The sequence below is a fragment of the Pseudomonas muyukensis genome, assembly GCF_019139535.1.
Classification (GTDB): Bacteria; Pseudomonadota; Gammaproteobacteria; order Pseudomonadales; family Pseudomonadaceae; genus Aquipseudomonas; species Aquipseudomonas muyukensis.
The window spans coordinates 2,485,306-2,510,537 of sequence record NZ_CP077073.1; the positions used below are offsets into that span (position 1 = coordinate 2,485,306).

At 66.2% G+C, this 25,232-nt stretch carries 22 protein-coding genes; 15 read left to right on the forward strand and 7 right to left on the reverse strand.

Translation table 11 applies throughout. The features are described from left to right. Window positions 1-53: 53 nt before the first annotated feature. Genes dsbG through dsbD form a run of 3 tightly spaced genes read right to left on the reverse strand, consistent with a single transcriptional unit; the run spans window position 54 to window position 3,362 of the window. On the reverse strand, window positions 54-812 hold the full coding sequence (dsbG, locus tag KSS95_RS11160; RefSeq protein WP_217853702.1) for a thiol:disulfide interchange protein DsbG: 759 nt from the start codon (window positions 810-812) through the stop codon (window positions 54-56). 1 nt (window position 813) lies between these two features. Further along, complete coding sequence (locus tag KSS95_RS11165) at window positions 814-1,644, reverse strand: TlpA family protein disulfide reductase (protein WP_217853703.1); 831 nt, start codon at window positions 1,642-1,644, stop codon at window positions 814-816. Further along, on the reverse strand, window positions 1,644-3,362 hold the full coding sequence (dsbD, locus tag KSS95_RS11170; protein ID WP_217853704.1) for a protein-disulfide reductase DsbD: 1,719 nt from the start codon (window positions 3,360-3,362) through the stop codon (window positions 1,644-1,646). Before dsbD ends, KSS95_RS11165 begins: the two co-directional genes overlap by 1 nt. 176 nt (window positions 3,363-3,538) lie before the next feature. Here dsbD and KSS95_RS11175 point away from each other — a divergent pair, with 176 nt between their 5' ends. The 4 genes from KSS95_RS11175 (at window position 3,539) to pvdP (ending at window position 8,875) form a co-directional block, all read left to right on the forward strand. Next, window positions 3,539-4,222 carry a response regulator gene (locus KSS95_RS11175; RefSeq protein WP_217853705.1) on the forward strand — a complete coding sequence of 228 codons (684 nt, stop codon included), beginning with the start codon at window positions 3,539-3,541 and terminating at the stop codon, window positions 4,220-4,222. After that, complete coding sequence (locus KSS95_RS11180) at window positions 4,219-5,541, forward strand: ATP-binding protein (protein WP_217853706.1); 1,323 nt, start codon at window positions 4,219-4,221, stop codon at window positions 5,539-5,541. The genes KSS95_RS11175 and KSS95_RS11180 overlap by 4 nt, the downstream gene beginning before the upstream one ends. A 197-nt stretch (window positions 5,542-5,738) precedes the next feature. Then, the gene (locus tag KSS95_RS11185; protein ID WP_217853707.1) at window positions 5,739-7,136 is read left to right on the forward strand and encodes an aspartate aminotransferase family protein; all 1,398 of its coding nucleotides are present in this window, start codon (window positions 5,739-5,741) and stop codon (window positions 7,134-7,136) included. Between the two features lie 116 nt (window positions 7,137-7,252). Next, entirely contained in the window at window positions 7,253-8,875 is a 1,623-nt protein-coding gene (gene pvdP / locus KSS95_RS11190; protein WP_217853708.1) for a pyoverdine maturation tyrosinase PvdP, read from the forward strand. A 101-nt stretch (window positions 8,876-8,976) separates the two neighbouring features. On the opposite strand, the gene KSS95_RS11195 is transcribed toward pvdP, so the two are convergent. From KSS95_RS11195 to KSS95_RS11205, 3 genes are read right to left on the reverse strand one after another with little or no spacing between them, the layout of a single operon-like run. Beyond that, complete coding sequence (locus KSS95_RS11195; protein WP_217853709.1) at window positions 8,977-10,374, reverse strand: efflux transporter outer membrane subunit; 1,398 nt, start codon at window positions 10,372-10,374, stop codon at window positions 8,977-8,979. A 3-nt stretch (window positions 10,375-10,377) separates the two neighbouring features. After that, a complete protein-coding gene (locus KSS95_RS11200) occupies window positions 10,378-12,342 on the reverse strand; it encodes a MacB family efflux pump subunit (protein ID WP_217853710.1) in 1,965 nt (654 codons plus the stop codon). A 1-nt stretch (window position 12,343) separates the two neighbouring features. After that, a complete protein-coding gene (locus KSS95_RS11205; RefSeq protein WP_217853711.1) occupies window positions 12,344-13,522 on the reverse strand; it encodes an efflux RND transporter periplasmic adaptor subunit in 1,179 nt (392 codons plus the stop codon). 152 nt (window positions 13,523-13,674) lie between these two features. On the opposite strand from KSS95_RS11205, the gene KSS95_RS11210 reads away from it, so the two are divergent. The 5 genes from KSS95_RS11210 to KSS95_RS11230 all read left to right on the forward strand — a co-directional run bounded on the left by KSS95_RS11210 (window position 13,675) and on the right by KSS95_RS11230 (window position 17,050). Further along, window positions 13,675-14,217: a sigma-70 family RNA polymerase sigma factor gene (locus KSS95_RS11210; protein ID WP_263974811.1), complete on the forward strand. Its 543-nt coding sequence runs from the start codon at window positions 13,675-13,677 to the stop codon at window positions 14,215-14,217. Between the two features lie 168 nt (window positions 14,218-14,385). Next, entirely contained in the window at window positions 14,386-14,871 is a 486-nt protein-coding gene (locus KSS95_RS11215) for a histidine kinase (protein ID WP_217853712.1), read from the forward strand. Between the two features lie 58 nt (window positions 14,872-14,929). After that, complete coding sequence (locus tag KSS95_RS11220) at window positions 14,930-16,255, forward strand: MFS transporter (RefSeq protein ID WP_217853713.1); 1,326 nt, start codon at window positions 14,930-14,932, stop codon at window positions 16,253-16,255. Window positions 16,256-16,348: 93 nt separating this feature from the next. Next, window positions 16,349-16,645: a type II toxin-antitoxin system MqsR family toxin gene (locus KSS95_RS11225; RefSeq protein ID WP_217853714.1), complete on the forward strand. Its 297-nt coding sequence runs from the start codon at window positions 16,349-16,351 to the stop codon at window positions 16,643-16,645. Between the two features lie 3 nt (window positions 16,646-16,648). Then, the gene (locus KSS95_RS11230; protein ID WP_217853715.1) at window positions 16,649-17,050 is read left to right on the forward strand and encodes a type II toxin-antitoxin system MqsA family antitoxin; all 402 of its coding nucleotides are present in this window, start codon (window positions 16,649-16,651) and stop codon (window positions 17,048-17,050) included. A 224-nt stretch (window positions 17,051-17,274) separates the two neighbouring features. Here KSS95_RS11230 and KSS95_RS11235 read toward each other — a convergent pair whose 3' ends face one another. Then, window positions 17,275-18,939 carry an electron transfer flavoprotein-ubiquinone oxidoreductase gene (locus KSS95_RS11235; protein ID WP_217853716.1) on the reverse strand — a complete coding sequence of 555 codons (1,665 nt, stop codon included), beginning with the start codon at window positions 18,937-18,939 and terminating at the stop codon, window positions 17,275-17,277. Between the two features lie 544 nt (window positions 18,940-19,483). Here KSS95_RS11235 and KSS95_RS11240 point away from each other — a divergent pair. The 6 genes from KSS95_RS11240 to mqo all read left to right on the forward strand — a co-directional run bounded on the left by KSS95_RS11240 (window position 19,484) and on the right by mqo (window position 25,206). Then, window positions 19,484-20,233: an electron transfer flavoprotein subunit beta/FixA family protein gene (locus KSS95_RS11240; protein ID WP_134691771.1), complete on the forward strand. Its 750-nt coding sequence runs from the start codon at window positions 19,484-19,486 to the stop codon at window positions 20,231-20,233. After that, entirely contained in the window at window positions 20,234-21,163 is a 930-nt protein-coding gene (locus tag KSS95_RS11245; RefSeq protein WP_217853717.1) for an electron transfer flavoprotein subunit alpha/FixB family protein, read from the forward strand. An 89-nt stretch (window positions 21,164-21,252) separates the two neighbouring features. Continuing rightward, window positions 21,253-22,074 carry a substrate-binding periplasmic protein gene (locus KSS95_RS11250; protein WP_217853718.1) on the forward strand — a complete coding sequence of 274 codons (822 nt, stop codon included), beginning with the start codon at window positions 21,253-21,255 and terminating at the stop codon, window positions 22,072-22,074. 9 nt (window positions 22,075-22,083) lie between these two features. Next, window positions 22,084-22,437 carry a DUF4398 domain-containing protein gene (locus KSS95_RS11255; RefSeq protein WP_217853719.1) on the forward strand — a complete coding sequence of 118 codons (354 nt, stop codon included), beginning with the start codon at window positions 22,084-22,086 and terminating at the stop codon, window positions 22,435-22,437. Beyond that, window positions 22,434-23,240, forward strand: a complete 807-nt coding sequence (locus tag KSS95_RS11260) for an OmpA family protein (protein WP_217853720.1) — start codon at window positions 22,434-22,436, stop codon at window positions 23,238-23,240. Before KSS95_RS11255 ends, KSS95_RS11260 begins: the two co-directional genes overlap by 4 nt. Before the next feature lie 397 nt (window positions 23,241-23,637). Then, window positions 23,638-25,206 carry a malate dehydrogenase (quinone) gene (mqo, locus tag KSS95_RS11265; RefSeq protein WP_217853721.1) on the forward strand — a complete coding sequence of 523 codons (1,569 nt, stop codon included), beginning with the start codon at window positions 23,638-23,640 and terminating at the stop codon, window positions 25,204-25,206. The last annotated feature ends 26 nt before the right edge of the window (window positions 25,207-25,232 follow it).

Here is a 25,232-nt window from a genome sequence, read left to right on the forward strand (position 1 = left end):
AAAGCGGGAAGGGGGATCCCTTGCGCTTTTCAGGCACTGCTATCGGGCATCCCTCAACGCTTGCCGAGAATCTTCCCGAGCATCTCCGGCCGCGGCGCCCCTTGCTGGCTCTGCAACTGCCCTTGCTCATCCTGGTAGAAGATCGCCGGCGTCGCCGCCAACCCCAGCTCCTCCATCAGCGCCATGTTCGCCTCGAGCTTTTTCTGCACCGCCTCCGGCACCTTGTCCAGTGCCTTGAGGGTACTGGCCTTGCCGGCCTTCTCGTGCGCTTGCAGGGCCTGGGCCGGGTCCTTGGCGGCCAGCAGCGCGGCGGACTTGCCCGGGCTGTCCGCGCGGATGATGCCCACCATGATGTGGCGCAACTGCACCTTGCCCGACTCGACCCAAGGCCGCGCCTGCTGCCAGAACATGTTGCAGTAAGGGCAATTGGGGTCGCTGAACAGGTAGACGACGCGAGGCGCGTCGGCCTTGCCGTCGGCGATCCAGGCGGTGTTTTCCATCTTCGCCCACACGGCCTTGCTCATGGGCGCGTACACCAGCTTTTCCAGGGGCTCGGCGCTCAGGTCCTTGCCTTGCTCGTCGAACAGGCTGCCCACCAGCACATGCTTGCCATCGGGGGTGAGGTACAGGGCGATGCCGTTGTTGTGGTATTCGGCGGCATAGCCGCGCAGGCCGTTGGGGGCATCGAAGCTGCCCTTGATCACAGCGCCCTTGGCCTGCAATTGCTGGACGGCCTTGGGCAGGGTTTCGGCGTGCAGGGCGGGGCTGGCGAGCAGGGCCAGGGTCAGGGGCAGCAGCGCATTCAATCGCATGTCAGTTTCCTTGTGGGGCGGGCGCCTCGGCGCGTTCGAAGGGTTCCAGGGCATGGCGCAGGCTGGCCCGCGACAGTTCGCCCAGGTGGCTGCCGACCAGCCGCCCTTCGGCGTTGTAGAACAGGGTGGTGGGCAGGGCCATGGAGCCGACCTTGCGGGCCAGTTCGCCAGTGCCGTCGAACAGCACGTTGGACAGGGTCAGGCCGGTGGTGGCCATGAAGGTGCTGACGTTCTCCGGGGTTTCGCCCTGGTTGACGAACAGGAAGGTCACGTGGGGATAGTCGTCCTCGGCTTGTTGCAGCACCGGCATTTCGCGGCGACACGGCGGGCACCAGGTGGCCCAGATATTGATCACCAGCGGCTTGCCCCGGTAGTCGTGCAGGGCCACGGCCTGGCCGCGGCTGTCGCGCAGGCTCATCTGCGGCAGCTCGGTGCCCTTGCTGTAGAGATGGCTGGCCAGGCTGGCCAGGCCCCAGAACAGCGCGCCGCTGAACAGTGCCCAGCCCAGCGGCCGACGCAGGCCGGGGCGGCGCCAGCCTTGCCAGAGGGTGCCCAGGACCAGGCCCAGCAGCCCGCCCCAGAGCAGGAAGCCACCATCGCGAATGTCGATGATCTGCAAGGGGTCGTCGCGGTACATCGGCCAATAGGCCAGCACGAAGCCCAGGCGGGCGAACAGCAGCCCCAGCAGGAACAAATTGAACAGCGCCGACTCGGGGTTTTCGCCGCCGCGTCGGGCCACGCGCCAGCCGACCAGGCTGGCGATGCCCAGCGCCGCGAGCAGCAGCAAGTGGTTCAGGGCCATGGTCAGTGGCCCGAGGGTGACCGTCAGCATCAGCCTTGGCTCCTGGTCTGTGCCCAATGTTGCAGGAACCCGGCGGCATCGATTTCACCGGTGATACGCCGGGCGCGGCGCTCTTCACCTTCCGGGCCGATCCAGATCAGGCTGGGCGGGCCGGGTACCTGGTAGTGTTGCAGCAGCGCCCGGCTGGCCGGCGCATCGGCGGTGACGTCCAGGCGCAACAGGTGCACGCCGGCCAGGCTGGCCTGCACATCGGCACGGCCGAAGACCTGTTTTTCCATGACCTTGCACGACACGCACCAGTCGGCATAGTAGTCCACCAGCACCCATTGGCCACGGGCCTTGGCGGCGTCCAGCTCGCGTTGCAGCTCACCGGGGTTGGCGACGGTGACGAAGGCGTCGTGGGCACTGGCCTTGGCATTGGCGCCCGTATTGCCGGCGAAGGGTTGCAGCGGTTGCCACAGGTCGCTGCCGCCGGCGGCGGCGCCGACCAGCAGCAAGCCACCCCACAGCGCGCCGAGCAGCGGTATCGCGCGCAGCGCCGGCAGGCGCTGCAGGGCCGGCCAGGCGGCCCAGCCCAGGGCAATCAGCCAGCCGCCGGCCAATGCCAGCACCAGGGCCTCGGGCAGCAGGCTGCGCACGGTGTACAGGGCCATGGCCAGGAACACGAAGCCGAACAGCCCCTTGACCAGGTTCATCCAGGCGCCCGGGCGTGGCAGGTAGCGGTTGCCCAGGGTGACCAGCAACAGCAGCGGCACGCCCATGCCCAGGCCCAGGGTGAACAGCACCAGCGCGCCTTGCAGCACATCGCCGCTCTGGGCGATGTACAGCAGGGCGCCGGCCAGCGGTGCGGTCATGCACGGGCCCAGCAGCAACCCGGACAAGGCGCCGAGCAGCGCCGCACCATACAGGTTGCCGCCACGGGTGCCCTGGCCGGCGCGGTCGAGGCGGTCACGCAGGGCGCTGGGCAGTTGCAGCTCGAAGGCACCGAACATCGGCAGGGCGAGGAGCACGAACAAACCGGCCAGGCTGCCCAGCAGCCAGGGCTGTTGCAGCCAGGCTTGCAGGCTGGCGCCGAGCAGCGCGGCGATCACCCCCAGGCCGGCATAGACCAGCGCCATGCTCAGCACGTAGACCCCGGCCAGCAACCAGCCGCGGCGGGCGCTGGCGCCGTTGCCCAGGACCAGCCCGGCGAGGATCGGCAGCATCGGCAGCGAGCAGGGGGTGAAGGCCAGCAGCAGGCCCAGGCCGAAGAAGGCCAGCAGGCTCCAGGCCAAGCTGCCCTGTTGCAGATTGCTGGCCAAGGCCTGGTCGCTGGCCTGGTCGGTTGCCGCTGCGGTGGAGGGGGCGGCGCCGAGGGCGATGGCCGTGGTTTGTGGCGGATAGCACAGGCCGGCGTCGGCGCAGCCCTGCCAGCCCAGGCGCAGTTCGCCGCTGGCGGTGGCGGGCAACAGCAGTTCAAGTTGCTGGCGATAGACCGCGCTGTCGCCGAAGAACTCGTCGTGGTGGTTTTCCGCCACCGGCAAGGCGGGCTGCTGCGCGGTGGGCAGACCGTCGAACTTCAGGCGTTTCTGGTAAAGGTAGTAGCCGTCCTTGATCTGGAAAAACAGGCGCGTCTGGCCGTTGTCCAGGCGCTCGTGGGTGAGGACGAAGGCTTCGTTCACCGGCAGGAAGTCCGGTTTGACGGCGAAGGGGTTGGCCTGGAGGGGGCCGGCGAGCAGGAATGCCAGGAAAAGCAGGAAAACACGCATGTCGACGCCTTGGTAGAGCTTGAGTTGGGGCCATGCTGGGCATGGCGTATTAACTGAAGGTTAACCCCGCTGACGGCAAACGCCTGGCAATGATTGTCGCAATGCCCAGAGGGTTCATAATCCCCCCTTAATCAGCACGCTGTGCAATGCCCGCCAGCCCACCCAGGAGATCCCCCATGCACGTTCTGCTCTGCGAGGACGACGACCTGATCGCCAGCGGTATCTGCGCCGGCCTCTCGGCCCAAGGCCTGACCGTGGATCGGGTGGCCAGCGCCTCGCAGGCCCGGCAAATGCTGCAGACCGCGCAGTTCGACGTGATGATCCTCGACCTCGGCCTGCCCGACGAAGACGGTCTGAAGCTGCTGCGTCGCCTGCGCCAACAGGGTGAGACGCTGCCAGTGCTGGTGCTCACCGCCCGCGATGCGGTCACCGATCGCGTCGATGGCCTGCAGGCCGGCGCCGACGACTACCTGCTCAAGCCGTTCGACCTGCGCGAGTTGGCCGCGCGCCTGCACACCTTGTTGCGCCGGGTTGCCGGGCGGGCGGTGAACGCCATCGAGCACGGCCCGCTCAGCTACGACCCGAGCAGTTGCCTGGCGACCCTGGCCGGCCAACCCGTCGACCTGTCGCGCCGCGAGCAGGCGCTGTTGCAGGCCTTGTTGCAGAACCCCGGGCGGGTGCTTTCCAGCGAGCAGCTCAAGGATTGCGTGTATGGCTTCGGCGACGAGGTCGAAAGCAACGCGCTGAACGTGCATATCCATCACCTGCGGCGCAAGCTCGGCAACAGCATCGTCGAGACCGTGCGTGGCCTTGGCTATCGCCTCGGCCCGGCCCAGGCCCCGCAGGAGGGCGCATCATGAGCCTGCGGGTACGCCTGTCGCTGATCCTCGGCAGCGTCTTCATCATCATCTGGGTGCTGGCCGCCGCCTGGATGCTGCGCGACCTGCGCCAGCAGATGATGTTCTCCCTCGACCAGCGCCTGGTCGCCTCGGCGCGGATGGTTGCCGGGTTGATCGACCAGCTGCCGCAGCCCTTGGCCGCCAAGGGCCAGGATGCGCATTTCGCCGCCGATCAATTCAGCGTGCCGGACGGCATGGCGTGCCAGGTCAGTTCCCTGCGCGGCGAAATCCTCGCCAGCAACCACAAGCACGACGGCAGCATCGATGACGGGCGCAGCGGCTTTCGCGACCAGACCATCGACGGCGCCTCGTGGCGTACCTTCACCTACAACCATGGCGATGTGCGCATCACCACCGCCGACCGGCACCAGGAACGCGAGGCGCTCAACCAGTCGATCTTGCTGGCGGCCTCGGCGCCGGTGCTGATGGCCTTGCTCGGCAGCCTGGGGTTGTTGTGGATCGGCCTGGGCAAGGGCCTGGAGCCGCTCAACCGCATGCGCGACGCGTTGCGCCGGCGCCGCGCCGACAGCGTCGAGCCGTTGCAGGTGGCGGGCCTGCCCAGCGAGCTGCAGCCGCTGCTCGCCACCCAGAACCAGCTGTTCCTGCGCATCGCCCAGACCATCGAGCGCGAGCGGCGCCTGACCGACGATGCCGCCCACGAGCTGCGCAGCCCCTTGACGGCGATCAAGACCCACCTGCAAGTGGCGCGCATGACCGATGGCGCGGTGCGCGAGCAGGCGCTGGCGCATGCCGAGCAGGGCACCGATCGCATGCACCGCACCCTGGAGCAGCTGCTGATGCTGGCGCGGGTCGAGGGCAGCCTGTCGTTCGACGACGGCGTGCAGTGCAGCGCCGAGCAGGTGGCCTTGCAGGCGGTGCAGGATGCCGGTGGCGGTGACAACCGGCGCATCCGCCTGCACCTGCCGGACGAGGCTGCCCAGGTCTACCTGGGCATGCCGGCACCGCTGGCGGTCGCGGCCTTGCGCAACCTGCTGGACAACGCCTTGCGCCATGGCGGTGATGCCGAGGTGGAACTGGCCGTGCAGGCGCGGGACGGGCAGGTCGGCTTCATGGTTCGCGACCATGGCCCCGGGATTGCCGAGGAGGATCTTGCGCACCTGACCGAACGCTTCTGGCGCCATGGCCAGAGCGGTGGCTGCGGCTTGGGCCTGGCGATTGTCCAGGCCATTGTCCAGCGTTGTGCCGGCACCTTGCGCTTCGACAGCCAGGCCGATGGCTTGCGGGTGTGGCTGCAAGTGCCGGCCCGCCCGGTGGTCTAGGCTCTGTTCGTACAGAGCCTGAGCAGATACAGGGCGCGGGCTTGCCCCGCGCCAGGGCCATCATCGCCACAATAAATCCCACGCCAAGCGCTAAATCCGCACCTCGCCAAAGCGTTCTCCAAGCGATAACAACCCGACACACATCCGGTGACAGGAAGCGTGGCGGGCACATTCGCTTGCTTGCGAGGGTTTTCCCGATGTCGACCGCTTCCAGCCTTGCCCAGGCACTGCCGGCTACCGCGCCGCGCGCCTTGTATGAGTTCGAGCCATCAGCGCTGCTGCTGCGCCAGCAACAGCAGGAGTCCAACGCCCGCAGCTACCCGCGGCGCATCCCCCTGGCGCTCAAGCGGGCCCGGGGCATCTACGTCGAGGACGTCGACGGTCGCCAGTTCATCGATTGCCTGGCCGGCGCCGGTACCCTGGCCCTGGGCCACAACCACCCGGTGGTGATCGATGCCATCCAGCAGGTGATCGCCGACGAACTGCCGCTGCATACCCTGGACCTGACCACCCCGGTCAAGGACCAGTTCGTCCAGGACCTGTTCGGCCTGTTGCCCGAGGCCTTGCGCCGCGAGGCGAAGATCCAGTTCTGCGGCCCCACCGGCACCGATGCGGTGGAGGCGGCGCTCAAGCTGGTGCGCACCGCTACCGGGCGCAGCACGGTACTGGCGTTCCAGGGGGGCTACCACGGCATGACCCAGGGCGCCCTCAGCCTGATGGGCAGCCTGGGGCCGAAGAAACCGTTGGGCGCGCTGCTCGCCAGTGGTGTGCAGTTTCTGCCCTATCCCTATGACTATCGGTGTCCGTTCGGCCTGGGCGGTGAGGCTGGCGTGCGCGCCAACCTGCATTACCTGGAGAACCTGCTGAACGATCCGGAGGCCGGGGTGGCCCTGCCGGCGGCGGTCATCGTCGAGGTGGTGCAGGGCGAGGGCGGCGTGATCCCGGCGGATATCGAGTGGTTGCGCGGCCTGCGGCGGATTACCGAGCAGGCGGGGGTGGCCTTGATCGTCGACGAGATCCAGAGCGGCTTTGCCCGTACCGGCAAGATGTTCGCCTTCGAGCACGCCGGCATCGTGCCAGACGTGGTGACCCTGTCCAAGGCCATTGGCGGCAGCCTGCCGATGGCGGTGACGGTCTACCGCGACTGGCTGGACACCTGGTCGCCCGGGGCGCACGCCGGCACCTTCCGCGGCAACCAGATGGCCATGGCCACGGGCTCGGCGGTGATGAAGTACCTGGTCGAGCAGCGCCTGTGCGAGCACGCCGAGGCCATGGGCCAGCGCTTGCGTGGGCATCTGCAGCGCCTGCAACAGGACTATCCGCAACTGGGCGACATCCGTGGCCGGGGCCTGATGCTCGGCGTCGAGCTGGTGGACCCGGCCGGCAGCCACGATGCCCTGGGGCACCCGCCGGCCTGCCGCACCCTGGCGCCGAAAGTGCAGCGCGAATGCCTGCGCCGTGGCCTGATCCTCGAGCTGGGTGGCCGCCATGGCGCGGTGGTGCGCTTCCTGCCGCCGCTGATCATCAGTGCCGAGCAGGTCGACGAAGTCGCCGGGCGCTTTGCCGAGGCGCTGCGCGCCGCCGTGGCGGGCTGAAGCATTCGGGGCCGCCTGCGGCCCCGTGTTTCCAGGTTTGGGCGGTAAATTTCCATACGCCTGGTACGTCCTAGCTTGGGTAGAAGCCGCGTCACGCGGAGACGGATTGAGGCGCAATGACAATTTCTCGACGAGGATTCATCGCCGGGTTGGCCGTGGCGGGCGCCACGGGCACGGCGGCCTATTACGCGCACAAGCAACTGACCCATGACCCTGAGGACGATATCGTCACCCCCGGCGAGGCCAGCGTGGAGTTGGCCGACTACAGCGGCCAGGTGCTCGCGGACCTGCTGCGGGGGGTCTGGGACATCCGTTTCGAGGGCGCCGATGCGGGCCTGGACGGTGTGCCCGGGCAAGGTGTCGAGATGTTCCTCGACATCGCCACCAAGGGGCGCGGCCTGCGCGGCTTCGTCGACCAAGGTGAGCGCCTGCGCGGCGCGGGCGAACCCGCCTACCGGGTGCTTGGCGACCTGGTGGGTGCCAGCACCGGCGAGGTGCGCTGGCGCTTGATGAACCAGCAGGGTGGCCCCAGCTACGAATGCGTGGCCAGCCTCGACGAGGTCTGGGGCAGTTTTGCCAACGCCGGCAGTGGAACCCTGAGCGGGCGCCTGCAGCGCCTGGACCGGCCATTGACCCTGCCGTTGCAGGACAGCCGCTTCGTCGCGGTCAAGCGCCTGTTCCCCGAGGCGCGTGAGCGCATTCCCTACACCCCACAGATGCAGGCGTGGGTGATCGGCGCCGAGCACCGGCTGTTCCATCAGCTTTGGCATGCCACGCGCGACAAGTGGCACCGCTTGCCGCCAACCAAGCAAGACGCCCTGCGCGGCCTGGGTTGGCAACCTGGCCCACGGGACCGCGAGCGCGATGCCCGCGGGCCGCGCAAGCACCGTAATGGTTCGGGTATCGATTTCCTGTTCATGCACCGGCACATGCTGATGTATGCCCGCACCCTGCAGGATTTGCCATCCTGGCCACGCTTCCCGTTGCCGCAGCCGAGCGTCGAGTTCGACCGCGCAGGCTTTGCCCGTTATCACGACAACCACGACGGCCAGCGGGTGCCGCCCGGCTGGCAGGCGCCCGGTGACCAGGCCTACGGGCAGTGGGTGGGGGCGATCAAGGCCGGCGAGACCTATTGCAGCAACTTCCAGGTGTGGGAGTCGCAGTATCAGGACCCGCTGTACCTGTCGAAGCTGTCGCTGGGCGCGTTTGGTTCCGAGCTGGAGATGAACCTGCACGACTGGCTGCACATGTGCTGGGCGTCGGTGCCGCGCGATCCCAACAGTGGCGCACCGGTGCCGTTTGCCCGTGATCCGGCGGACTTTGCCGCCCGTTGGTTCGCCCGCGACAACGACTTTCTCGGCGATCCGTTCTCATCCCACGTCAACCCGGTATTCTGGGGCTTCCACGGCTGGATCGACGACCGAATCGATGACTGGTTCCGCGCTCACGAGCGGTATCACCCTGGGCAGGTCCGACGCTTGGAGGTCAATGGTGTGCCGTGGTTCGCGCCTGGCCGCTGGGTGGAGGTCGACGACCCTTGGCTGGGGCCGGACACCCATGGTTGCAGCACCCAGCCGGGCATGCGTGCGGGCAAGTCGGTGGAGATGGACGTCGAGGTCATGAAGCTGGCCTTGCGCATTACCTTTGGCGAGGACGACAAGATCGCGCCATTGCTGCGCAAGGTGCCCCAGCGTCCCTGGTACGCGCGGCATCTGTCGCTGAAGAACATCGTGACCTGAAGCCAGGCGCGCAGGAGGTTCGCCGGCAAGCCGGCGCCACCCCCGCGCCTGTAGGCCCCAGCCTTGCTGGCGAACCAGGCGAGGCGCTGTCCAAGCCCTGCTTACTCTACTTGCCACCCCCCGCCCAGCGCCTTGTACAACGCCACGCTACCCTGCAACCTCGCCAGGCGCAGTTGCGCCTGCTGGTCCTGGGCCAGGTACAGCGTGCGCTGGGTCTCGAGCACGCTGAGCAAGGTCTCGGCGCCAGCACCATAGCGCTGTTGGGCCAGGTCGAAGGCAATCCGCGCCTGGTCGACTTCCTGGTCTTGCCACTGGCGTTGCCGCTCGACGCCGCTGATGGCGTTCAATGCCTTCTCGACATCGGCGAAGCCGGCCAGGATGCTGCCCCGGTAGTCTTCGAGCAGTTCCTGTTGGCGGGCGTTGGCCAGGTCGCGCGAGGCGCTGAGGCGGCCGTTGTTGAAGATCGGCGCGGCGAGCCCGGCGGTGAGGGTGTAGTAGGGGCTGTCGAACAGGTTGGCGAAGGTCCGCGCACCGCTGCCGACATCGGCACCCAGCACCAGGCGCGGCAGCATGGCGGCCCGGGCCACCTGGACGTTGGCGCTGGCCGCGGCCAGCCGGGCCTCGGCGGCGGCGATGTCCGGGCGGCGGCCCAGCAGTTCGCTGGGCACGCCGCTGCCGATCCCCGGCCAGCGCAGGCCATCGAGCGTCTGCACGCTGGCGGGCAGGGCCTGGACCGGCTCGCCGAGCAAGGTGGCCAGGGTTACCCGGTTGTCCTGCCAGCGCTGTTCCAGCAGTGGCACCTGGCGCTCCTGGGCGGCCACCAGGCTGCGTTGCTGGGCCAGTTCCAGGCGCGTGGCCGAGCCTGAGCGTTCACGGGCGTTCACCAGATCCAGCACGTCGCGGGCATTGCCCAGGTTAAGGCGGGCGATGCGCAGCTGCTGTTCCAGGGCCAGGCCTTGCAGGTAGCTGTCGGCAACCGCGCTGACCAGGGTCAGCTCCACGGTCTGGCGGTCGAAGCGGCTGGCGTCGAGGCTGCGCAGGGCGCTGTCGCGGGTCGCGCGCAGGCCGCCCCAGAAATCGATTTCGTAGCTGGCGCTCAGGCGCGTACCGAACGAGGTGCTGGTGCGTTCGCTGCTGCTGGCGTCGAGCTGGTCGTTGCCATTGCCGCGCAACAGGCGCTGGCGGCTGCCATTGAGGCCCAGTTGCACCTCGGGCAGCAAGGGCGCGCCGGCGATCACCGCGCTGGCCTGGGCCTGGCGCACCCGCGCGGCGGCGGCGGCCAGGTCATGGCTGTTGTGCCGCGCGCGTTCGACCAGGCGGTCCAGTTCGTCACTGGCGAAGGCGCGCCACCAGTGTTGGTCGGGCAAGGGGCGCGCGGCGTGGGCGGGGCCCTGCCAGCTCGACGGGGTGTCGATGTTCGCCGCCGGTGGTGGCGGGGTGCTGCAGGCGGCCAGGCACAGGCTCAAGGTCAACAGGCTGAAGCGGCTTGGAAATGTCATGGGCTATTCGCTGGTAAGGGCCTTGACCGGGTCGAGGCGGGCGGCCTTGCGGGCCGGCATGAAACCGAACACCACGCCGGTGATCACCGCGCAGGCGAAGGCGCCGAGCATGGCGGGCAGGGCGAAGGCCACGGCGATATCGGCCAGCAGCAAGCCGCCGCCGATGACCAGGGCCAGGACGATACCGGTCACCCCGCCGACCATCGACAGCATCACCGCCTCGGTGAGGAACTGGCGCAGGATGTCGCGTTGGCGGGCGCCGGTGGCCATGCGGATACCGATTTCCCGGGTGCGCTCGCGCACGGTCATGAGCATGATGTTCATCACGCCGATACCCCCGACCAGCAGCGAGATCGCGGCGATCGCCCCGAGCATCAGCGACAGGCTGTTCTGGGTGCGGGCCTCGGCCTGGATCAGCGCGGCATCGTTGGTCAGTTCGAAATCGTGGCGGCCCTGGTGGCGCTGGCGCAGCAGGCGGTCGATGGCCTGTTCGGTCTCGGTCACGCGGCCGGAGTCCTGGGCAGCGATGGCGATGTATTCCGGATCGCGGCTGCCGAACAGGCGGATGGCCGCGGCGGAGTAGGGCACGGCGATGCGCTCGTCGGCATCCTGCTGGCCGGAGCTGGCGCCCTTGGCCACCAGTACGCCGACCACCTGGAAGGGCACGTTGCCGATCAGCAGGTACTGGCCCAGCGGGTTGCTGGTGGGGCCGAACATCTTGTCGCGCACCTTGGCGCCGATCACCGCCACCGCCGCGCCGCTGGCCTCGTCGGCCTCGCTGTAGAAGCTGCCTTCGACCACCGGCCAGTTGAAGATCTCGGGGAACGCCGTGTTGTTGCCGCCGACGTAGAACTGCTGGCTGTTGTTGCCCTGGCGCACCATCAGCTTGTCGCCGATCACCGGCATGACCTGGCGGACCTGCGGCAGCTCGCCGATGGCCGCGACATCATCGAGGGTGACGATGCCGGCCGGTTCCTGCTGGGTGGCCTGCTTGCCGTTGAGGTAGAGGATGTTGGAGCCGAACGCGGCCATCTGCGCCATCACCTGGCGCTTGCTGCCTTCGCCCACGGCCAGCATGACCACCACCGAGGCCACGCCGATGACGATGCCGAGCAAGGTCAGGGCGGTGCGAAAGCGATTGATCCACATGATGCGCCAGGCCGCTTGCAGTGCCTCGAGCAGCTCGCCTTTCCAGGCGCCCCTGAGGGAAGCGCCGCGGTCCAGGCGCTGGCGCAGGTCGTCGGCTTGCAGGCGTTGGTTGGCGGTTGCTGTTGGCTGGTCGGCGGCCGAGTCGCTGACCACCTGGCCGTCGCGTACTTCGATGACCCGCTGGGCACGGGCCGCGACCTCGCGGTCGTGGGTGATGAGAATGATCACATGGCCCTGGCTGGCCAGCTCGTCGAGCAGGGCCATGACCTCGGCGCCGCTGTGGCTGTCGAGCGCGCCGGTGGGCTCGTCGGCGAGGATGATATGCCCGCCGTTCATCAGGGCGCGGGCAATCGACACCCGTTGCTGCTGGCCGCCGGACAGCTGGTGCGGGCGGTTGCCGGTACGGCTGGCCAGGCCCAGGCGCGCGAGCAGGGCGCGGGCGCGGGCATGGCGCTCGGCAGGTGGCGTGCCGGCGTAGATGGCCGGCATCTCGACGTTTTCCTGGGCGGAGCCGGCGGGGATCAAGTGGTAGCCCTGGAACACGAAGCCGAAGGCTTCGCGGCGCAGCCAGGCCAGCTCGTCGCTGTCCAGCTCGGCCACGTCGCGGCCGGCGAAGTGATAGCTGCCGGCGCTGGGCCGGTCAAGGCAACCAAGGATGTTCATCAGGGTCGATTTGCCGGAGCCGGACGCGCCGACGATGGCGACGAACTCGCCGGGGTGGATGCTCAGGCTGACGCCGCGCAACACCTCCACTTGCGGTGAATCGACACCGCCGTAGACCTTGCGGATATCGCGTAGCTCGATCAGGGGCGTGGGCATGTCAACCTCCGCTGGCGGCAGGGCTGCCGATGACCAGGCGCTCACCTTCGTTCAGGCCTTCGAGGATCTGCACCCGCAGCCGGTCGCTGAGGCCCGTGCGCACCTGGCGCGCCTCGATCTTGCCTTGGCGGTTGAGCACCTGGGCCAGGCGCAGGCCATCCCCGGGGGTGTCATCCAGCGCCGCCAGCGGGGCGCTGAGCACCTGGCTGGCCTGGCCGGCGACAAAGAACACCTGGCTGGTCATCTCGGCCATCAGGGCGCCGTCGGGGTTGTCGACATCCAGCAGCACGGTGTACTGCACCACTTTGCTGCCAGTCGTGCCGGCACTGGCGCTGGCCGGGCTGCCGCTGCCCTGGCTGGCCTGCTCCAGGGGCTTGGGCGGGATCGGCAGGATCTGCCGCACGCGGCTGGTCCAACGGCGCTTGCCGCCGGCGAGGGTGGTGAAATAAGCGGTCATGCCCGGCGTGACCTTGCCGATATCGGCTTCGGATACCTGGGCCCAGACCGTCATCGGCGAGAGCTTGGCGATGCGCAGGATCAACGGCGTCTGTTGCTGGGCGTTGAGGGTCTGGCCCTCGCGGGCGTCCACCGCCACCACGGTGCCGCTCATCGGCGCATAGATGCGGGTGTAGCCCAGTTCGGCTTCGTCGCTGCGCAGGCTGGCCTGGGCCTGGCGGATCTGCGCCTGGTACATGTCGATGCGCGCCTGGGTCACCTTGAGCTGGGCTTGCGCTGCCTGCAGGTCTTCCTGGCGGGTGGCGCCGGCCGCGGCCAGGTCGCTTTGGCGCCGGTGCTGCTGCTGGGCCAGTTGATACTGGGCGCGTTGCTCGGCGAGCTGGGCCTTGAGGTTCTCGATCGAAAACCGCCCGGCGTCGAGCTTGGCCTGCTGCGTGGATGGATCGATTTCCACCAGCAACTGGCCCTGGCGAACCTCGTCGCCGGCTTCGACATGCAGCTTGCGGATCTGCCCCGAGGCCTGGGCGCCAACGTCGACGTAGCGGCGTGGCTGCAGGGTGCCCAGGGCGGTGACGCTGCTTTCGATGTCGGCGCGGGTCACCGGCACCGTGCTGACCGGTGCGCCGCCCAGTGGCAGGCTCTGCCAGGCCACCAGGCTGCCGAGGCCGAGCAGGCCAAGGGTGCCGAGCAGTATCCGGCGGCGGGGAGTGGATGTGCGTGTCATGCGGGCTTCCAGCCGGAGGGAAGGGCGAGTGCCGCGTCGAGGGCGGCACGCTCGGGGTCTGACGGTAAACGAACCCGGGCCGGCATGATTTAGCGCAAGGGAGGGGCGATCGGTGTGTTGCTGAGAATAATTATAATTTGTAAGATCGCACGCTGACATCATCCAGACCCGCCTCCCAGCCAGGTCCGCGCTCGAGCAGGGAGGCGCCAGGTGCCATCGTGGAACATTACTATCGCGAATTGGTGAACTTTCTCAGCGCCCGCCTTGGCAGTCGCCAGGCCGCCGAGGACGTCGCCCATGATGCCTACCTGCGGGTGCTGGAGCGTACCGCCGGCGAGCAGATCGAGCACCCCCGCGCGTTCCTCTACCGTACGGCGCTCAACCTGGTGGTCGACCGCCATCGGCGCCACCTGGTGCGCCAGACCGAGCCGCTGGAAGTGCTCGACCAGGACGAGCGCTGGCATACCCCGGCGCCGGTGCAAGGCATGCAGCATGACCAGCGCCTGGCCTTGATGCAGCAGGCCCTGGACGAGCTGAGCGCGCCTTGCCGCGACAGTTTCCTGCTGCGCAAGCTCGAGGGCTTGTCCCACAGCCAGATCGCCGAGCGCCTGGGCATCTCCCGCAGCCTGGTGGAAAAGCACATCGTCAACGCCATGAAACACTGCCGGGTGCGCATGCGCCATTGGGAGTCATGAGCAGGTCGCAGGAATGTGAAAATTCCGTGAGCCGGCGGCTTGATTTCTGGTTGTTTCACGACAACTATCAAGAAAGACCCTGCGCGGGCGATTCGCCCGACGCTGCCCGCACGGGCGCAGTATGGTCATGGAGCCTCGTTCTCTCACCTCACTGCCCAGGCCCGTACGATGCCCAATAAAGCCATGCGCATTCTCATCGCCGACGAGCATCCCGAGCAGCGCCTGCAGCTGGAGAGGATGCTCAATGGCCTGGGCTACTACCGGATCGCTCCTGTCGACAGTTTCGACGACCTCCAGCGCCTGGTGCACAGTGCCCTGCAGCCGTTCAACCTGCTGATCGGCAACATCGAGCTGGCCAGCCATGCCGGCGTCGACCTGGCGCGGTTCTGCCGGGTCAGTTCGCAGATCCAGCACGCACTGCTCTACCACGCGCCGCACCTCAAGGTGCCGACGGTGGCGCCGAACGATCGTCATGCGGTGAGCATCAGCCTGCCGCGCGCACCCGACAGCGAGGCCTTGGAGTCGTTCATGGCGATCATCGACCTGCCGGTGCTGGTTGGCCAGCTACCGCTGCCGGCGGGGTTGGCCGCCAGCCCCGGCTATGCGCGCCGGCGCAGCGGCCTGGCGCCGACGGTGTTCAGCCGCAGCTCCTGAGCCGTCAGGGCGGGCTTTTGCTATCCTCTTGGCCTTTTGCCAAGTTGCGGAACCTGCCATGACTGCCATCGATACCGCCCGCCCGCCCCGGTTCAGCCGCGGCGACCACCGAACCCTGGGTCTGGCGGCACTGGGCGGTGCCCTGGAAATCTATGATTTCATCATCTTCGTATTCTTCGCCCTGACCCTCAGCCAGCTGTTCTTCCCGCCCGAGATGCCGGAGTGGCTGCGCCTGCTGCAGAGCTTCGGGATCTTCGTCACCGGCTACCTGGCGCGGCCACTGGGCGGCATCCTCATGGCGCATTTCGCCGATCACCTGGGGCGCAAGCGGGTGTTCAGCCTGAGCATCCTGATGATGGCCCTGCCGTGCCTGCTGATCGGGGTGATGCCGACCTATGCCGACATCGGCTATGCCGCGCCGCTGATCCTGCTGGCGTTGCGAATCCTGCAAGGCGCTGCGGTCGGCGGCGAGGTGCCCAGTGCCTGGACCTTCGTCGCCGAGCACGCGCCAGTGGGGCGGCGGGGCTATGCGCTGGGCTTCCTGCAAGCCGGGCTGACTTTCGGCTACCTGCTCGGAGCGCTGACCGCAACCTTGCTGGCGCAGCTCTACACGCCCCAGGAGATTCTCGATTACGCCTGGCGTTATCCGTTCCTGCTGGGTGGCGTGTTCGGTGTGATTGGTGTCTGGCTGCGTCGCTGGTTGAGTGAAACGCCGGTGTTCCTGGCCCTGCGCGAGTGCCAGCAACAGCCGGTGGCATTCCCCTTGCGCAGCGTGCTGGCCGAGCATCGCCGAGCGCTGATCCCGGCGGCGCTGCTGACCTGCGTGCTGACATCGGCGGTGGTGGTGCTGGTGGTGATCACCCCGACGGTGATGCAGCAACGCTTTGGCATGACGGCCGGGCACACCTTCGCCCTGAGCAGCGTGGGCATCGTCTTTCTAAATATCGGCTGTGTGCTGGCCGGGCTGCTGGTGGACCGCATTGGCGCCTGGCGCGCGTTGATGCTGTACAGCCTGCTGTTGCCGTTGGGTATCGGCGTGTTGTACGCCAGCCTGGTCGGGCAGTGGGGCATGACCTGGCTGGCCTATGCCCTGGCGGGGCTTTGCTGCGGCGTGGTGGGGGTGGTGCCGTCGGTGATGGTCGGGCTGTTCCCGGCGCAGATCCGCGTGTCGGGGATCTCCTTCACCTACAACGTTGCTTATGCGTTGTGGGCGAGCACTACACCGCTGGCGCTGATTGCGCTGATGCCGTGGAGCCCGTGGGTGTGTGTCGGTTTTTGTCTGGCCATGGGCGTGGCTGGGCTGCTGACGGCGCTGTATTTCGGGCGTCGGGAACCTTTGGTGTTCGGTGCGGAGTCGATGCCGATCATGTGTGGTGACAAATGAGGCGGTAAGGGTGGTGAAGGGCTAAGGCAAGCTTCCAGGCGGGGTTATTGGAATAACCTATTAGCCAAATTTAACCTGGAAGGTTAATTTCTCATGGAAAAGAGAACGCCTCATTGCTCACTTGCACGTGTGCATGCCCTGCTGGCTGAAGGCTTGGTGCGAATTACCCACACTGCGGCCAAAGGTGCTGCTGACCTGGGCATTAGTGAAGAGCAGTTACTGGCGGGTGTCGCGCAGCTTACCCGTGGCGACTTTTACAAGAGCATGACCAGCTTTGCAGATCACCGCGTTTGGCATGATGTTTATCGTCCCATGACTCGAGTGGGCAGGGTGTATCTCAAGCTGGTGGTAATCAATGACTTGCTCATTGTGTCTTTCAAGGAGCTGTAAGCCATGAAGTGTCCGATCTGTGGGGCTGGAGAGCTGGTTCAGGCAGTCCGCGACCTGCCATACACGTACAAGGGCGAGGCGATGGTCATTCTGCAGGTCGAGGCCGAGTTCTGCTCGGCATGCGACGAAGCAATCATGACGGTGCCGGTGGCCCGACGAGTGAACGCTGAAATGCGCGCATTCAATCAACGTGTCAATGCCATGGCTGTAGACCCCGGTTTCATTGCCACTGTTCGCCGGAAATTCGATCTCGATCAGCGTGAAGCCGGTGAGATTTTTGGCGGCGGTGTCAATGCCTTTTCCCGTTACGAGAACGGCAAGACCAAGCCACCCCTGGCCTTGATCAAACTGTTCAAACTGCTTGATCGACATCCAGAGTTGTTCGAGGAGGTCAAGACTGCCTGACCTGTCGGAGGGGCGTCGGTTGTCTTACGTCATGTCGTCGAGTGACAACGCAGCATGAGCGCAAAAACACCGCGAATTAGGGTGGTTATTTGTGAAACACCACACCAGGGATGGACACCACGGATAGCAAGGTTCTGTACAAGTCATGAAGCCGATGCCCCGGACATGAAAAAGCCCCCCGGCCTCACGGGCCAGGGGGCTTCTTGTTGCCATCAGGATGGCGCTTACATGTTCGGGTAGTTCGGCCCGCCCGCGCCTTCAGGGGTGACCCAGGTAATGTTCTGCGCTGGATCCTTGATGTCGCAGGTCTTGCAGTGCACGCAGTTCTGCGCGTTGATCTGGAAGCGCTTGTTGCCGTCTTCCTGGGTGACCACTTCGTAAACGCCGGCCGGGCAGTAGCGCTGAGCCGGTTCGTCGTACAGCGGCAGGTTGCTGGCGATCGGGATATTCGGGTCGGTCAGCTTCAGGTGGCAGGGTTGTTCCTCTTCATGGTTGGTGCTGGAGAGGAATACCGAGCTGAGCTTGTCGAAGCTGAGCTTGCCGTCCGGTTTCGGGTACTCGATTTTCTGCGAGTCGGCGGCGAGCTTCAGGCAGGCGTAGTCCGGCTTGGTGTCGTGCAGGGTGAACGGCAGCTTGCCGCCGAACCAGTTCTGGTCGACATAGTTGAACGCAGCGCCCAGCAGCGGGCCGAACTTGTGCATCGCCGGGCCGAAGTTGCGGCTGGCGAACAGTTCCTCGTACAGCCAGCTGGCCTTGAACGCGCTGACATAGCCATTGAGCTGGTCGCCACCCTCGCTGCCGGCGATCAGTGCATCGGCCACCGCGTCGGCGGCGAGCATGCCGGATTTCATCGCGGTGTGGCTGCCCTTGATCTTGGCGAAGTTCAGGGTGCCCAGGTCGCAGCCGATCAGCGCACCGCCGTTGAAGACCATTTTCGGCAGCGAGTTGAAGCCGCCCTTGCAAATGGCGCGGGCACCGTAGCTGATGCGCTTGCCGCCTTCGAGGTACTGGCTCATCACCGGGTGGTGCTTGAGGCGCTGGAACTCGTCGAACGGCGACAGGTAGGGGTTGGCATAGGACAGGTCGACGATCAGGCCGACCACCACCTGGTTGTTCTCCAGGTGATAGAGGAACGAGCCGCCGGTATTGTCCTTGCTCATCACATCCAGCGGCCAGCCGGCGGTGTGCACCACCAGGCCCTGCTCGTGCTTGGCCGGGTCGATTTCCCAGATTTCCTTGAGGCCGATGCCGTAGTGCTGCACATCGGCTTCGTTGTCCAGGTCGAAGCGCTTGATCAGCTGCTTGCCGATGTGGCCGCGGCAGCCTTCGGCGAACAGGGTGTACTTGGCGCGCAGTTCCATGCCCGGGGTGTACAGGCCGTCCTTCGGCTTGCCTTCGCGGTCGACGCCCAGGTCGCCGGTGACGATGCCGCGGACCACGCCGTTTTCATCGAACAGCGCCTCTTGCGCGGCGAAGCCTGGGTAGATTTCCACGCCCAGGTTCTCGGCCTGCTGGGCCAGCCAGCGGCACAGGTTGCCCAGGGAAATGATGTAGTTGCCCTGGTTGTGCATGGTCTTGGGCACGAACAGGTCGGGGACCTTGGTCGAGCTGGCGGCATCCTTGAGTACATAGATGTCGTCGCGCTTGACCTCGGTGTTCAGTGGCGCGCCTAGCGCTTTCCAGTCAGGGAACAGTTCGTTCAGCGCGCGCGGTTCGAACACCGCGCCGGAGAGAATGTGGGCGCCGACTTCGGAGCCTTTCTCGACCACGCAGACGCTGATCTCGCTACCGGCTTCGGCGGCCTTCTGCTTCAGGCGGCAGGCGGCAGACAGGCCCGCCGGGCCTGCGCCGACGATGACCACGTCGAATTCCATGTATTCGCGTTCCACAGGTTCTCTCCTACTCAAGGCTCATCGCTGTTGCTTGTCTTTTATGGGTGTTCACGGTCACGCGCGGCATGCTGTTGCTGTAGCTTCGCAGGTGACGGACTACACCGTCTTGTCTTGGCCGCGCATTATATCTACACCACTTGGCGGGTCCAATACAAACGTTTGTTTGAATTTGCCGGAGGCCCGTAGAATCACAGGTAGGCGGCTGGAGGCTGGCCAATTTGCCGTATTGACCGGATTGGGTGTTACGGTCAAGATACGAGCGCTTTCGCGTTCGCCGTAGGCTGACCGTCGGGCGCAGGTGCACCCCTAAAGACCAGGCGTGGAGCAGGGTTTACGGGCCGAATCAGGTGTTGTAGTGGAGTCTACACGCCACGACAGGAAATGACCCGCGGGTTTTGCCCGGTAAAGGTCGCAACAGGACTGATCGGTCACTTGAACTTTGCCGGTGTCGACACGTTTTTAGAGGTGCCCTTGTACCCACGCGCATTCGCCGGGCAGTCCCCAGGCGATCTTCTTTTCACCGGAGAGTAACGAGGAATCCATGAAGGTTCTTGTAGCTGTCAAACGAGTGGTCGACTACAACGTCAAGGTTCGCGTCAAGGCGGACAACTCCGGCGTCGACCTTGCAAACGTCAAGATGTCCATGAACCCCTTCTGCGAAATCGCCGTGGAAGAAGCCGTGCGCCTTAAAGAGAAGGGCGTGGCGAGCGAAATCGTCGTCGTCAGCATCGGCCCGACCGCGGCGCAGGAGCAACTGCGTACCGCCCTGGCCCTGGGTGCCGACCGCGCCATCCTGGTCGAGGCCGCCGACGAGCTGAACTCGCTGGCCGTGGCCAAGGCGCTGAAAGCCGTTGTCGACAAGGAGCAGCCGCAGCTGGTGATCCTCGGCAAGCAGGCGATCGACAGCGACAACAACCAGACCGGCCAGATGCTGGCCGCGCTGACCGGCTTCGCCCAGGGTACCTTCGCCTCCAAGGTCGAAGTTGCCGGCGACAAGGTCAACGTCACCCGTGAAATCGATGGTGGCCTGCAGACCGTCGCGCTGAACCTGCCAGCCATCGTCACCACCGACCTGCGCCTGAACGAGCCGCGCTACGCGTCGCTGCCGAACATCATGAAGGCCAAGAAGAAGCCGCTGGAGACCCTGACTCCGGACGCGCTGGGCGTATCCCTCGCCTCCACCAACAAGACCCTGAAAGTCGAAGCGCCTGCTGCCCGCAGCGCGGGTATCAAGGTCAAGTCGGTGGCCGAACTGGTCGAGAAGCTGAAGAACGAAGCGAAGGTAATCTAAATGACTATCCTGGTTGTCGCTGAACACGAGAACGGTGCCGTAGCCCCGGCCACCCTGAACACTGTCGCCGCTGCCGCCAAGATCGGTGGTGATATCCACGTGCTGGTCGCAGGCCAGAACGTCGGTGGCGTCGCCGAGTCCGCCGCCAAGATCGCAGGCGTTGCCAAGGTGCTGGTCGCCGACAACGCGGCCTATGCCCACGCCCTGCCGGAAAACGTCGCGCCGCTGCTGGTCGAGCTGGCCAAGGGTTACAGCCACGTGCTGGCCCCGGCCACCACCAACGGCAAGAACATCCTGCCGCGGGTAGCCGCGCTGCTGGATGTCGACCAGATCTCCGAGATCATCGCGGTCGAGTCCGCCGACACCTTCAAGCGTCCGATCTACGCCGGTAACGCCATCGCCACCGTGCAGTCGAACGCTGCCGTCAAGGTCATCACCGTGCGCACCACCGGCTTCGACGCCGTGGCCGCCGAAGGTGGTTCGGCTGCCGTCGAAGCCGTCGCCGGTGCCCATGACGCGGGCAAGTCGGCCTTTGTCGGCGAAGAGCTGGCCAAGTCCGACCGTCCTGAGCTGACCGCCGCCAAGATCGTCGTTTCCGGCGGCCGCGGCATGGGCAACGGTGACAACTTCAAGCACCTGTACGCCCTGGCCGATAAGCTCGGCGCCGCAGTGGGCGCCTCGCGCGCCGCGGTCGACGCAGGCTTCGTGCCGAACGACATGCAGGTCGGCCAGACCGGCAAGATCGTCGCGCCACAGCTGTACATCGCCGTTGGTATTTCCGGCGCGATCCAGCACCTGGCCGGCATGAAGGACTCGAAAGTGATCGTCGCGATCAACAAGGACGAAGAGGCGCCAATCTTCCAGGTGGCCGACTACGGCCTGGTCGCCGACCTGTTCGAAGCGGTACCGGAGCTGGAAAAGCTGGTCTGATCCGCCTGCTTCACTTATAAAGAACCCGGCCCGCCCTTGGCGGTCCGGGTTTTTTCATGGCTGTCGTTGCGCAGGTGGGGAGTGGTTGCATGGTGTTTCGTTCGAGCAAGGGGATGCTGGCCTGCGCCTTGGCGCTGCTGTCGAGCCCGGTATGGGCATTGGGCAAATGCGAACGCCTGGTGGCCACTGGCAGCCCGGATGCGCCGCCGTATTCCTGGCAGGACCCGCAAGACCCCAAGCACCTGATCGGCGCCAATGTCGACTTGTTGCGCCAGGTTGCCGACGAATTGGGCCTGAAGGTCGAGGTGCTGCACGCCGGCAAGCGTGAACAGGCGCTCGACGAGGTGCGTAGCGGGCGCATCGACCTGCTGCTCGATACGCCGCTGCAGGTCACGCAGTTGACCGCCCTGGACTATGTCCATCCGGCCTTGCAGCTCAACGAATACCTGGTCTGGACCCGCCACGACGCGATACTCGAGTTCAACGGCCCGGCCGACCTGGCCCAATACCGCGGCGGGCTGTCGGACAAGGCGCGGCTGACGCCGGCCTTCGAGGCTTTCGCCAAGGCCCAGCTGAAGCTTGCGCCGGCGCAGAACCTTACCCAGGCGTTCCAGAAACTGGTGCTCGGCCAGGTCGACTATGTGCTTGCCGGCCGTTACTCCGGCATGGCCATGGCCCAGAGCCTGGGGGTGAGCGACGACCTGATCGCCCGGGGCTTGCCGGTGGACCGGCCAGGCCTGTACCTGGCGGTGTCGCATAACTCGGCATGCAACGACAGCTGGTTGCGCGGACAACTGGCGAAAAAGCTGACAGAATTGCCGATCTCCGGGGCGAGCGAGGCTGTGCTGCAGCGCAATGTAGAGCGCTGGAAAGCGCAGATGCAGGCGTCGCAGGGCGCCCCCAAACAGTAGGAAGAGTGCGTGAGAACCCAACCCCTGATGCTTGCCCTGGCCATGCTTGGCCTGGCCGGTTGTGCCAACGATCCGGCACCTAATGAACAGTTGCGCCTGTCCGAGCAGGCCCTGGAGCAGGCCAAGGCCGTCGGTGCCACCGAACAGGTGGTGGAATTCAAGCTGGCCGAAGACAAGCTGGCCCGCGCCAAGAGCAACATGCTCAGCGAGCGCTATCGTGATGCGCGCATGCGTGCCGAGCAGGCTGAGCTGGATGCGCGCCTGGCCGAGGCGCGGGTGCTGAATCAGAAGAGCGAGGAGCAGCTGCAGGTCATGCAGTCGCGTATCAAGCGCCTGCGCAAGCAATTGGAGGTGCAGCCATGAGCCGCCTCAAGCCCATCGCCCTGGCGCTGTTGGCCCTGGTCGGTCTGCAGGGTTGCGCCAGCCAGCGCAGCGAGTCGTCGCTGGAAGATGCCAGCGCGGCGTTCCAGAAGGTCAAGGACGACTCCGATGTGTTGCGCAGCGCGCCGCGCGACGTGATCCGTGCCGGCGAGTCCCTGGGGCGTGCCGAACGCCTGGCCGGCTACGTAGGGACTGGCAGCGACGTGCGCCATTACGCCTACCTGAGCCAGCGCTACAGTGAGATCGCCCGCGAGCACGCCAACCTGGCGCTGAGCGAGGAGCGCCTGACCAAGCTCGAGCTGGAGCGCCAGCGCCTGCAGCTGGCGCTGCGCGAGGCCAAGCTGGCCAGCGTGCAGCAGCAGGGCAAGTTCGTCGAGGCGCAAATCGCCGCGCTGGCCTCCGAGCAGACCGATCGTGGCCTGGTGATGACCTTGGGCGATGTGCTGTTCGACACCGGCCAGGCGCAGCTGAAGAACTCGGCAAGCCGCACGGTGCTCAAGCTGGTGCAGTTCCTTCAGCTCAATCCGCGGCGGGTGGTGCGGATCGAGGGCTATACCGACAGCACGGGGGCGGCCGAGGACAACCTCAAGCTGTCCCGGGAGCGTGCCCAGTCGGTGGCCGATATGCTGGTCGACCTGGGTGTCGATGAAAAGCGTATCCAGGTCGAGGGCTATGGCGACCAGTACCCGGTGGAGGCCAACGCTTCGGAGCGGGGCAGGGCGCAGAACCGGCGGGTCGAGATCGTTTTCTCCGACGACAAGGGCAAGCTCGCGCCGGCGCGCTGAGCCTTGGTGCGCGCGCAGCCTTGCCAGGCGGTGTGCGTTCAAGGGGCGCTTGAATTCGAGATTGCCGGGCTGCAATGCAGCCCCGGCAAGTCTGCGTGCAGCGCCAAATCTCACCACCTTGAACGGGTTGCTGCTCAAGGTGCGAGCCTGCATCTGCCTGGGATGAGCGTCAGGCAGACGGGGCCAGGCCAACATCCTCCTTCCTGCGGCTAGGCGCGCGACAGCCAAGCTCACGCACGCTGCGGGGGAAACCCGCCAGCCAGGCACTCGCTTCTGCCTCTAGCGTGGCGGTTTGTCGCCATGCCCGCAGCGCTTCGCCCCAGCAACAGGGGCCCAAACCGGTTGGCACGTTCTTCGCTATCGCCCCCGCGTCAACACCCACAACCGGAAACATCCAATGAAGAAGTTCCTGCTGACGCTCCTGTGCCTGGGCGTCATCGGTTGCTCCAAGCCCGCCGTCCCGGAAAAAACCGTCGATGTCCTGCTGATCGGCGGCGGTATCATGAGCGCCAGCCTCGGCACCTACCTCACCGAGCTGGAACCTGCGTGGAAGATCGCCGTCTACGAGCGCCTGGATCAGGTCGCAGAGGAAAGCTCCAATGCCTGGAACAACGCTGGCACCGGTCATTCGGCTTTCTGCGAGCTGAACTACACCAGGCTCGCCGAGGACGGCAGCATCGATATCAGCCAGGCCGTCAAGGTCAATGAACAGTTCGAGGTGTCCAAGCAGTTCTGGGCCTACCAGGTCGAGCAGGGCGTGTTGAGCAATCCGCCTTCGTTCATCAACAACGTGCCGCACCTGAGCTTTGTCTGGGGCGATGCGAACATCGCCTTTCTGCACCAGCGGGTCGCGGCGCTGCAGCACAGTTCGCTGTTTCGCGGCATGGAAATTACCGAGGACCACGAGCAGATCCGCAAGTGGGCACCGTTGGTGATCGAAGGCCGTGATCCAGGGCAGCGGGTCGCGGCCACGCGGATGGCCATAGGCACCGACGTCAATTTCGGCGAGATCACCCGCCAGCTGTTCGCCTCGATGACCCGCAACCCCAACGTCAAGCTGCACCTGGGCCATGAAGTGCGTGATATCACGCGCAACGACGATGGCAGCTGGAACGTGATGGTGGCGGACCTGGCCAATGCTGGCCGCGAAGCGCCAGTGAAGGCGCGTTTCGTTTTCATCGGTGCCGGTGGCGGTACCCTCAAGCTGCTGCACAAGTCTGGTATCCCCGAAGCCGAGGGTTATGCCGGCCTCCCGGTCGGTGGCCAGTTCCTGATGACCGACAACCCGGACCTGGTGGCCCGGCACCAGGCCAAGCTGTACGGCAAGGCGCCGGTCGGCGCACCGCCGATGTCGGTGCCGCACCTCGACACGCGGCTGATCGATGGCAGGCAAGTGCTGTTGTTCGGCCCGTTCGCGAGTTTCACCACCCAGTACCTCAAGCAGGGTTCGCTGCTGGACATGTTCGCCGCGCTGACCGCCGACAACATCAGCCCGCTGCTGCATGCCGGCCTCGATAATGCCGACCTCGGCACCTTCCTGGTGGACCAGTCGCTGCTCAGTTTCGATGAGCGCATGGCGGTGCTGCGCGAGTACTTCCCCAACGCCAAGGGCGAGGACTGGAAACTGCTGCAGGCCGGCCAGCGCGTCCAGGTGATCAGGAGCGACCCCGTGCACGGGGGAGTGCTGCAGTTCGGTACCGAGGTGGTGGTCGCGCAGGATGGCAGCATCGCCGCGCTGCTGGGCGCGTCCCCTGGCGCCTCGACGGCCGCGCCGATCATGCTCGGGGTGCTGGAGAAGGCCTTCAAGGAGCGTATCAATACCCCGGCCTGGCAGGCCAAGCTCAAGGAAATCCTGCCCAGCTACGGCCAGGAGCTGGGCGGCGACCTCGAGTGGGTCAACAAGACCCGTGAATGGAGCAGCGCGCGGCTGCAGCTGGTGCACGTGCCGGTGCTGCCGGAAGTTTGATGCCCTAGGCGCCGGCCTTGCTTTAG

What these genes read in the sequence shown, in the direction of transcription:
- KSS95_RS11215 (WP_217853712.1), top strand. Translation starts at nt 14,386, where the DNA reads ATGCCCAATAAAGCCATGCGCATTCTCATCGCCGACGAGCATCCCGAG.
- dsbD (WP_217853704.1), bottom strand. Translation starts at nt 3,362, where the DNA reads ATGCGTGTTTTCCTGCTTTTCCTGGCATTCCTGCTCGCCGGCCCCCTC.
- KSS95_RS11240 (WP_134691771.1), top strand. Translation starts at nt 19,484, where the DNA reads ATGAAGGTTCTTGTAGCTGTCAAACGAGTGGTCGACTACAACGTCAAG.
- KSS95_RS11165 (WP_217853703.1), bottom strand. Translation starts at nt 1,644, where the DNA reads ATGCTGACGGTCACCCTCGGGCCACTGACCATGGCCCTGAACCACTTG.
- KSS95_RS11175 (WP_217853705.1), top strand. Translation starts at nt 3,539, where the DNA reads ATGCACGTTCTGCTCTGCGAGGACGACGACCTGATCGCCAGCGGTATC.
- KSS95_RS11260 (WP_217853720.1), top strand. Translation starts at nt 22,434, where the DNA reads ATGAGCCGCCTCAAGCCCATCGCCCTGGCGCTGTTGGCCCTGGTCGGT.
- KSS95_RS11245 (WP_217853717.1), top strand. Translation starts at nt 20,234, where the DNA reads ATGACTATCCTGGTTGTCGCTGAACACGAGAACGGTGCCGTAGCCCCG.
- KSS95_RS11205 (WP_217853711.1), bottom strand. Translation starts at nt 13,522, where the DNA reads ATGACACGCACATCCACTCCCCGCCGCCGGATACTGCTCGGCACCCTT.
- KSS95_RS11225 (WP_217853714.1), top strand. Translation starts at nt 16,349, where the DNA reads ATGGAAAAGAGAACGCCTCATTGCTCACTTGCACGTGTGCATGCCCTG.
- mqo (WP_217853721.1), top strand. Translation starts at nt 23,638, where the DNA reads ATGAAGAAGTTCCTGCTGACGCTCCTGTGCCTGGGCGTCATCGGTTGC.
- KSS95_RS11200 (WP_217853710.1), bottom strand. Translation starts at nt 12,342, where the DNA reads ATGCCCACGCCCCTGATCGAGCTACGCGATATCCGCAAGGTCTACGGC.
- KSS95_RS11250 (WP_217853718.1), top strand. Translation starts at nt 21,253, where the DNA reads ATGGTGTTTCGTTCGAGCAAGGGGATGCTGGCCTGCGCCTTGGCGCTG.
- pvdP (WP_217853708.1), top strand. Translation starts at nt 7,253, where the DNA reads ATGACAATTTCTCGACGAGGATTCATCGCCGGGTTGGCCGTGGCGGGC.
- KSS95_RS11230 (WP_217853715.1), top strand. Translation starts at nt 16,649, where the DNA reads ATGAAGTGTCCGATCTGTGGGGCTGGAGAGCTGGTTCAGGCAGTCCGC.
- KSS95_RS11195 (WP_217853709.1), bottom strand. Translation starts at nt 10,374, where the DNA reads ATGACATTTCCAAGCCGCTTCAGCCTGTTGACCTTGAGCCTGTGCCTG.
- KSS95_RS11220 (WP_217853713.1), top strand. Translation starts at nt 14,930, where the DNA reads ATGACTGCCATCGATACCGCCCGCCCGCCCCGGTTCAGCCGCGGCGAC.
- dsbG (WP_217853702.1), bottom strand. Translation starts at nt 812, where the DNA reads ATGCGATTGAATGCGCTGCTGCCCCTGACCCTGGCCCTGCTCGCCAGC.
- KSS95_RS11180 (WP_217853706.1), top strand. Translation starts at nt 4,219, where the DNA reads ATGAGCCTGCGGGTACGCCTGTCGCTGATCCTCGGCAGCGTCTTCATC.
- KSS95_RS11185 (WP_217853707.1), top strand. Translation starts at nt 5,739, where the DNA reads ATGTCGACCGCTTCCAGCCTTGCCCAGGCACTGCCGGCTACCGCGCCG.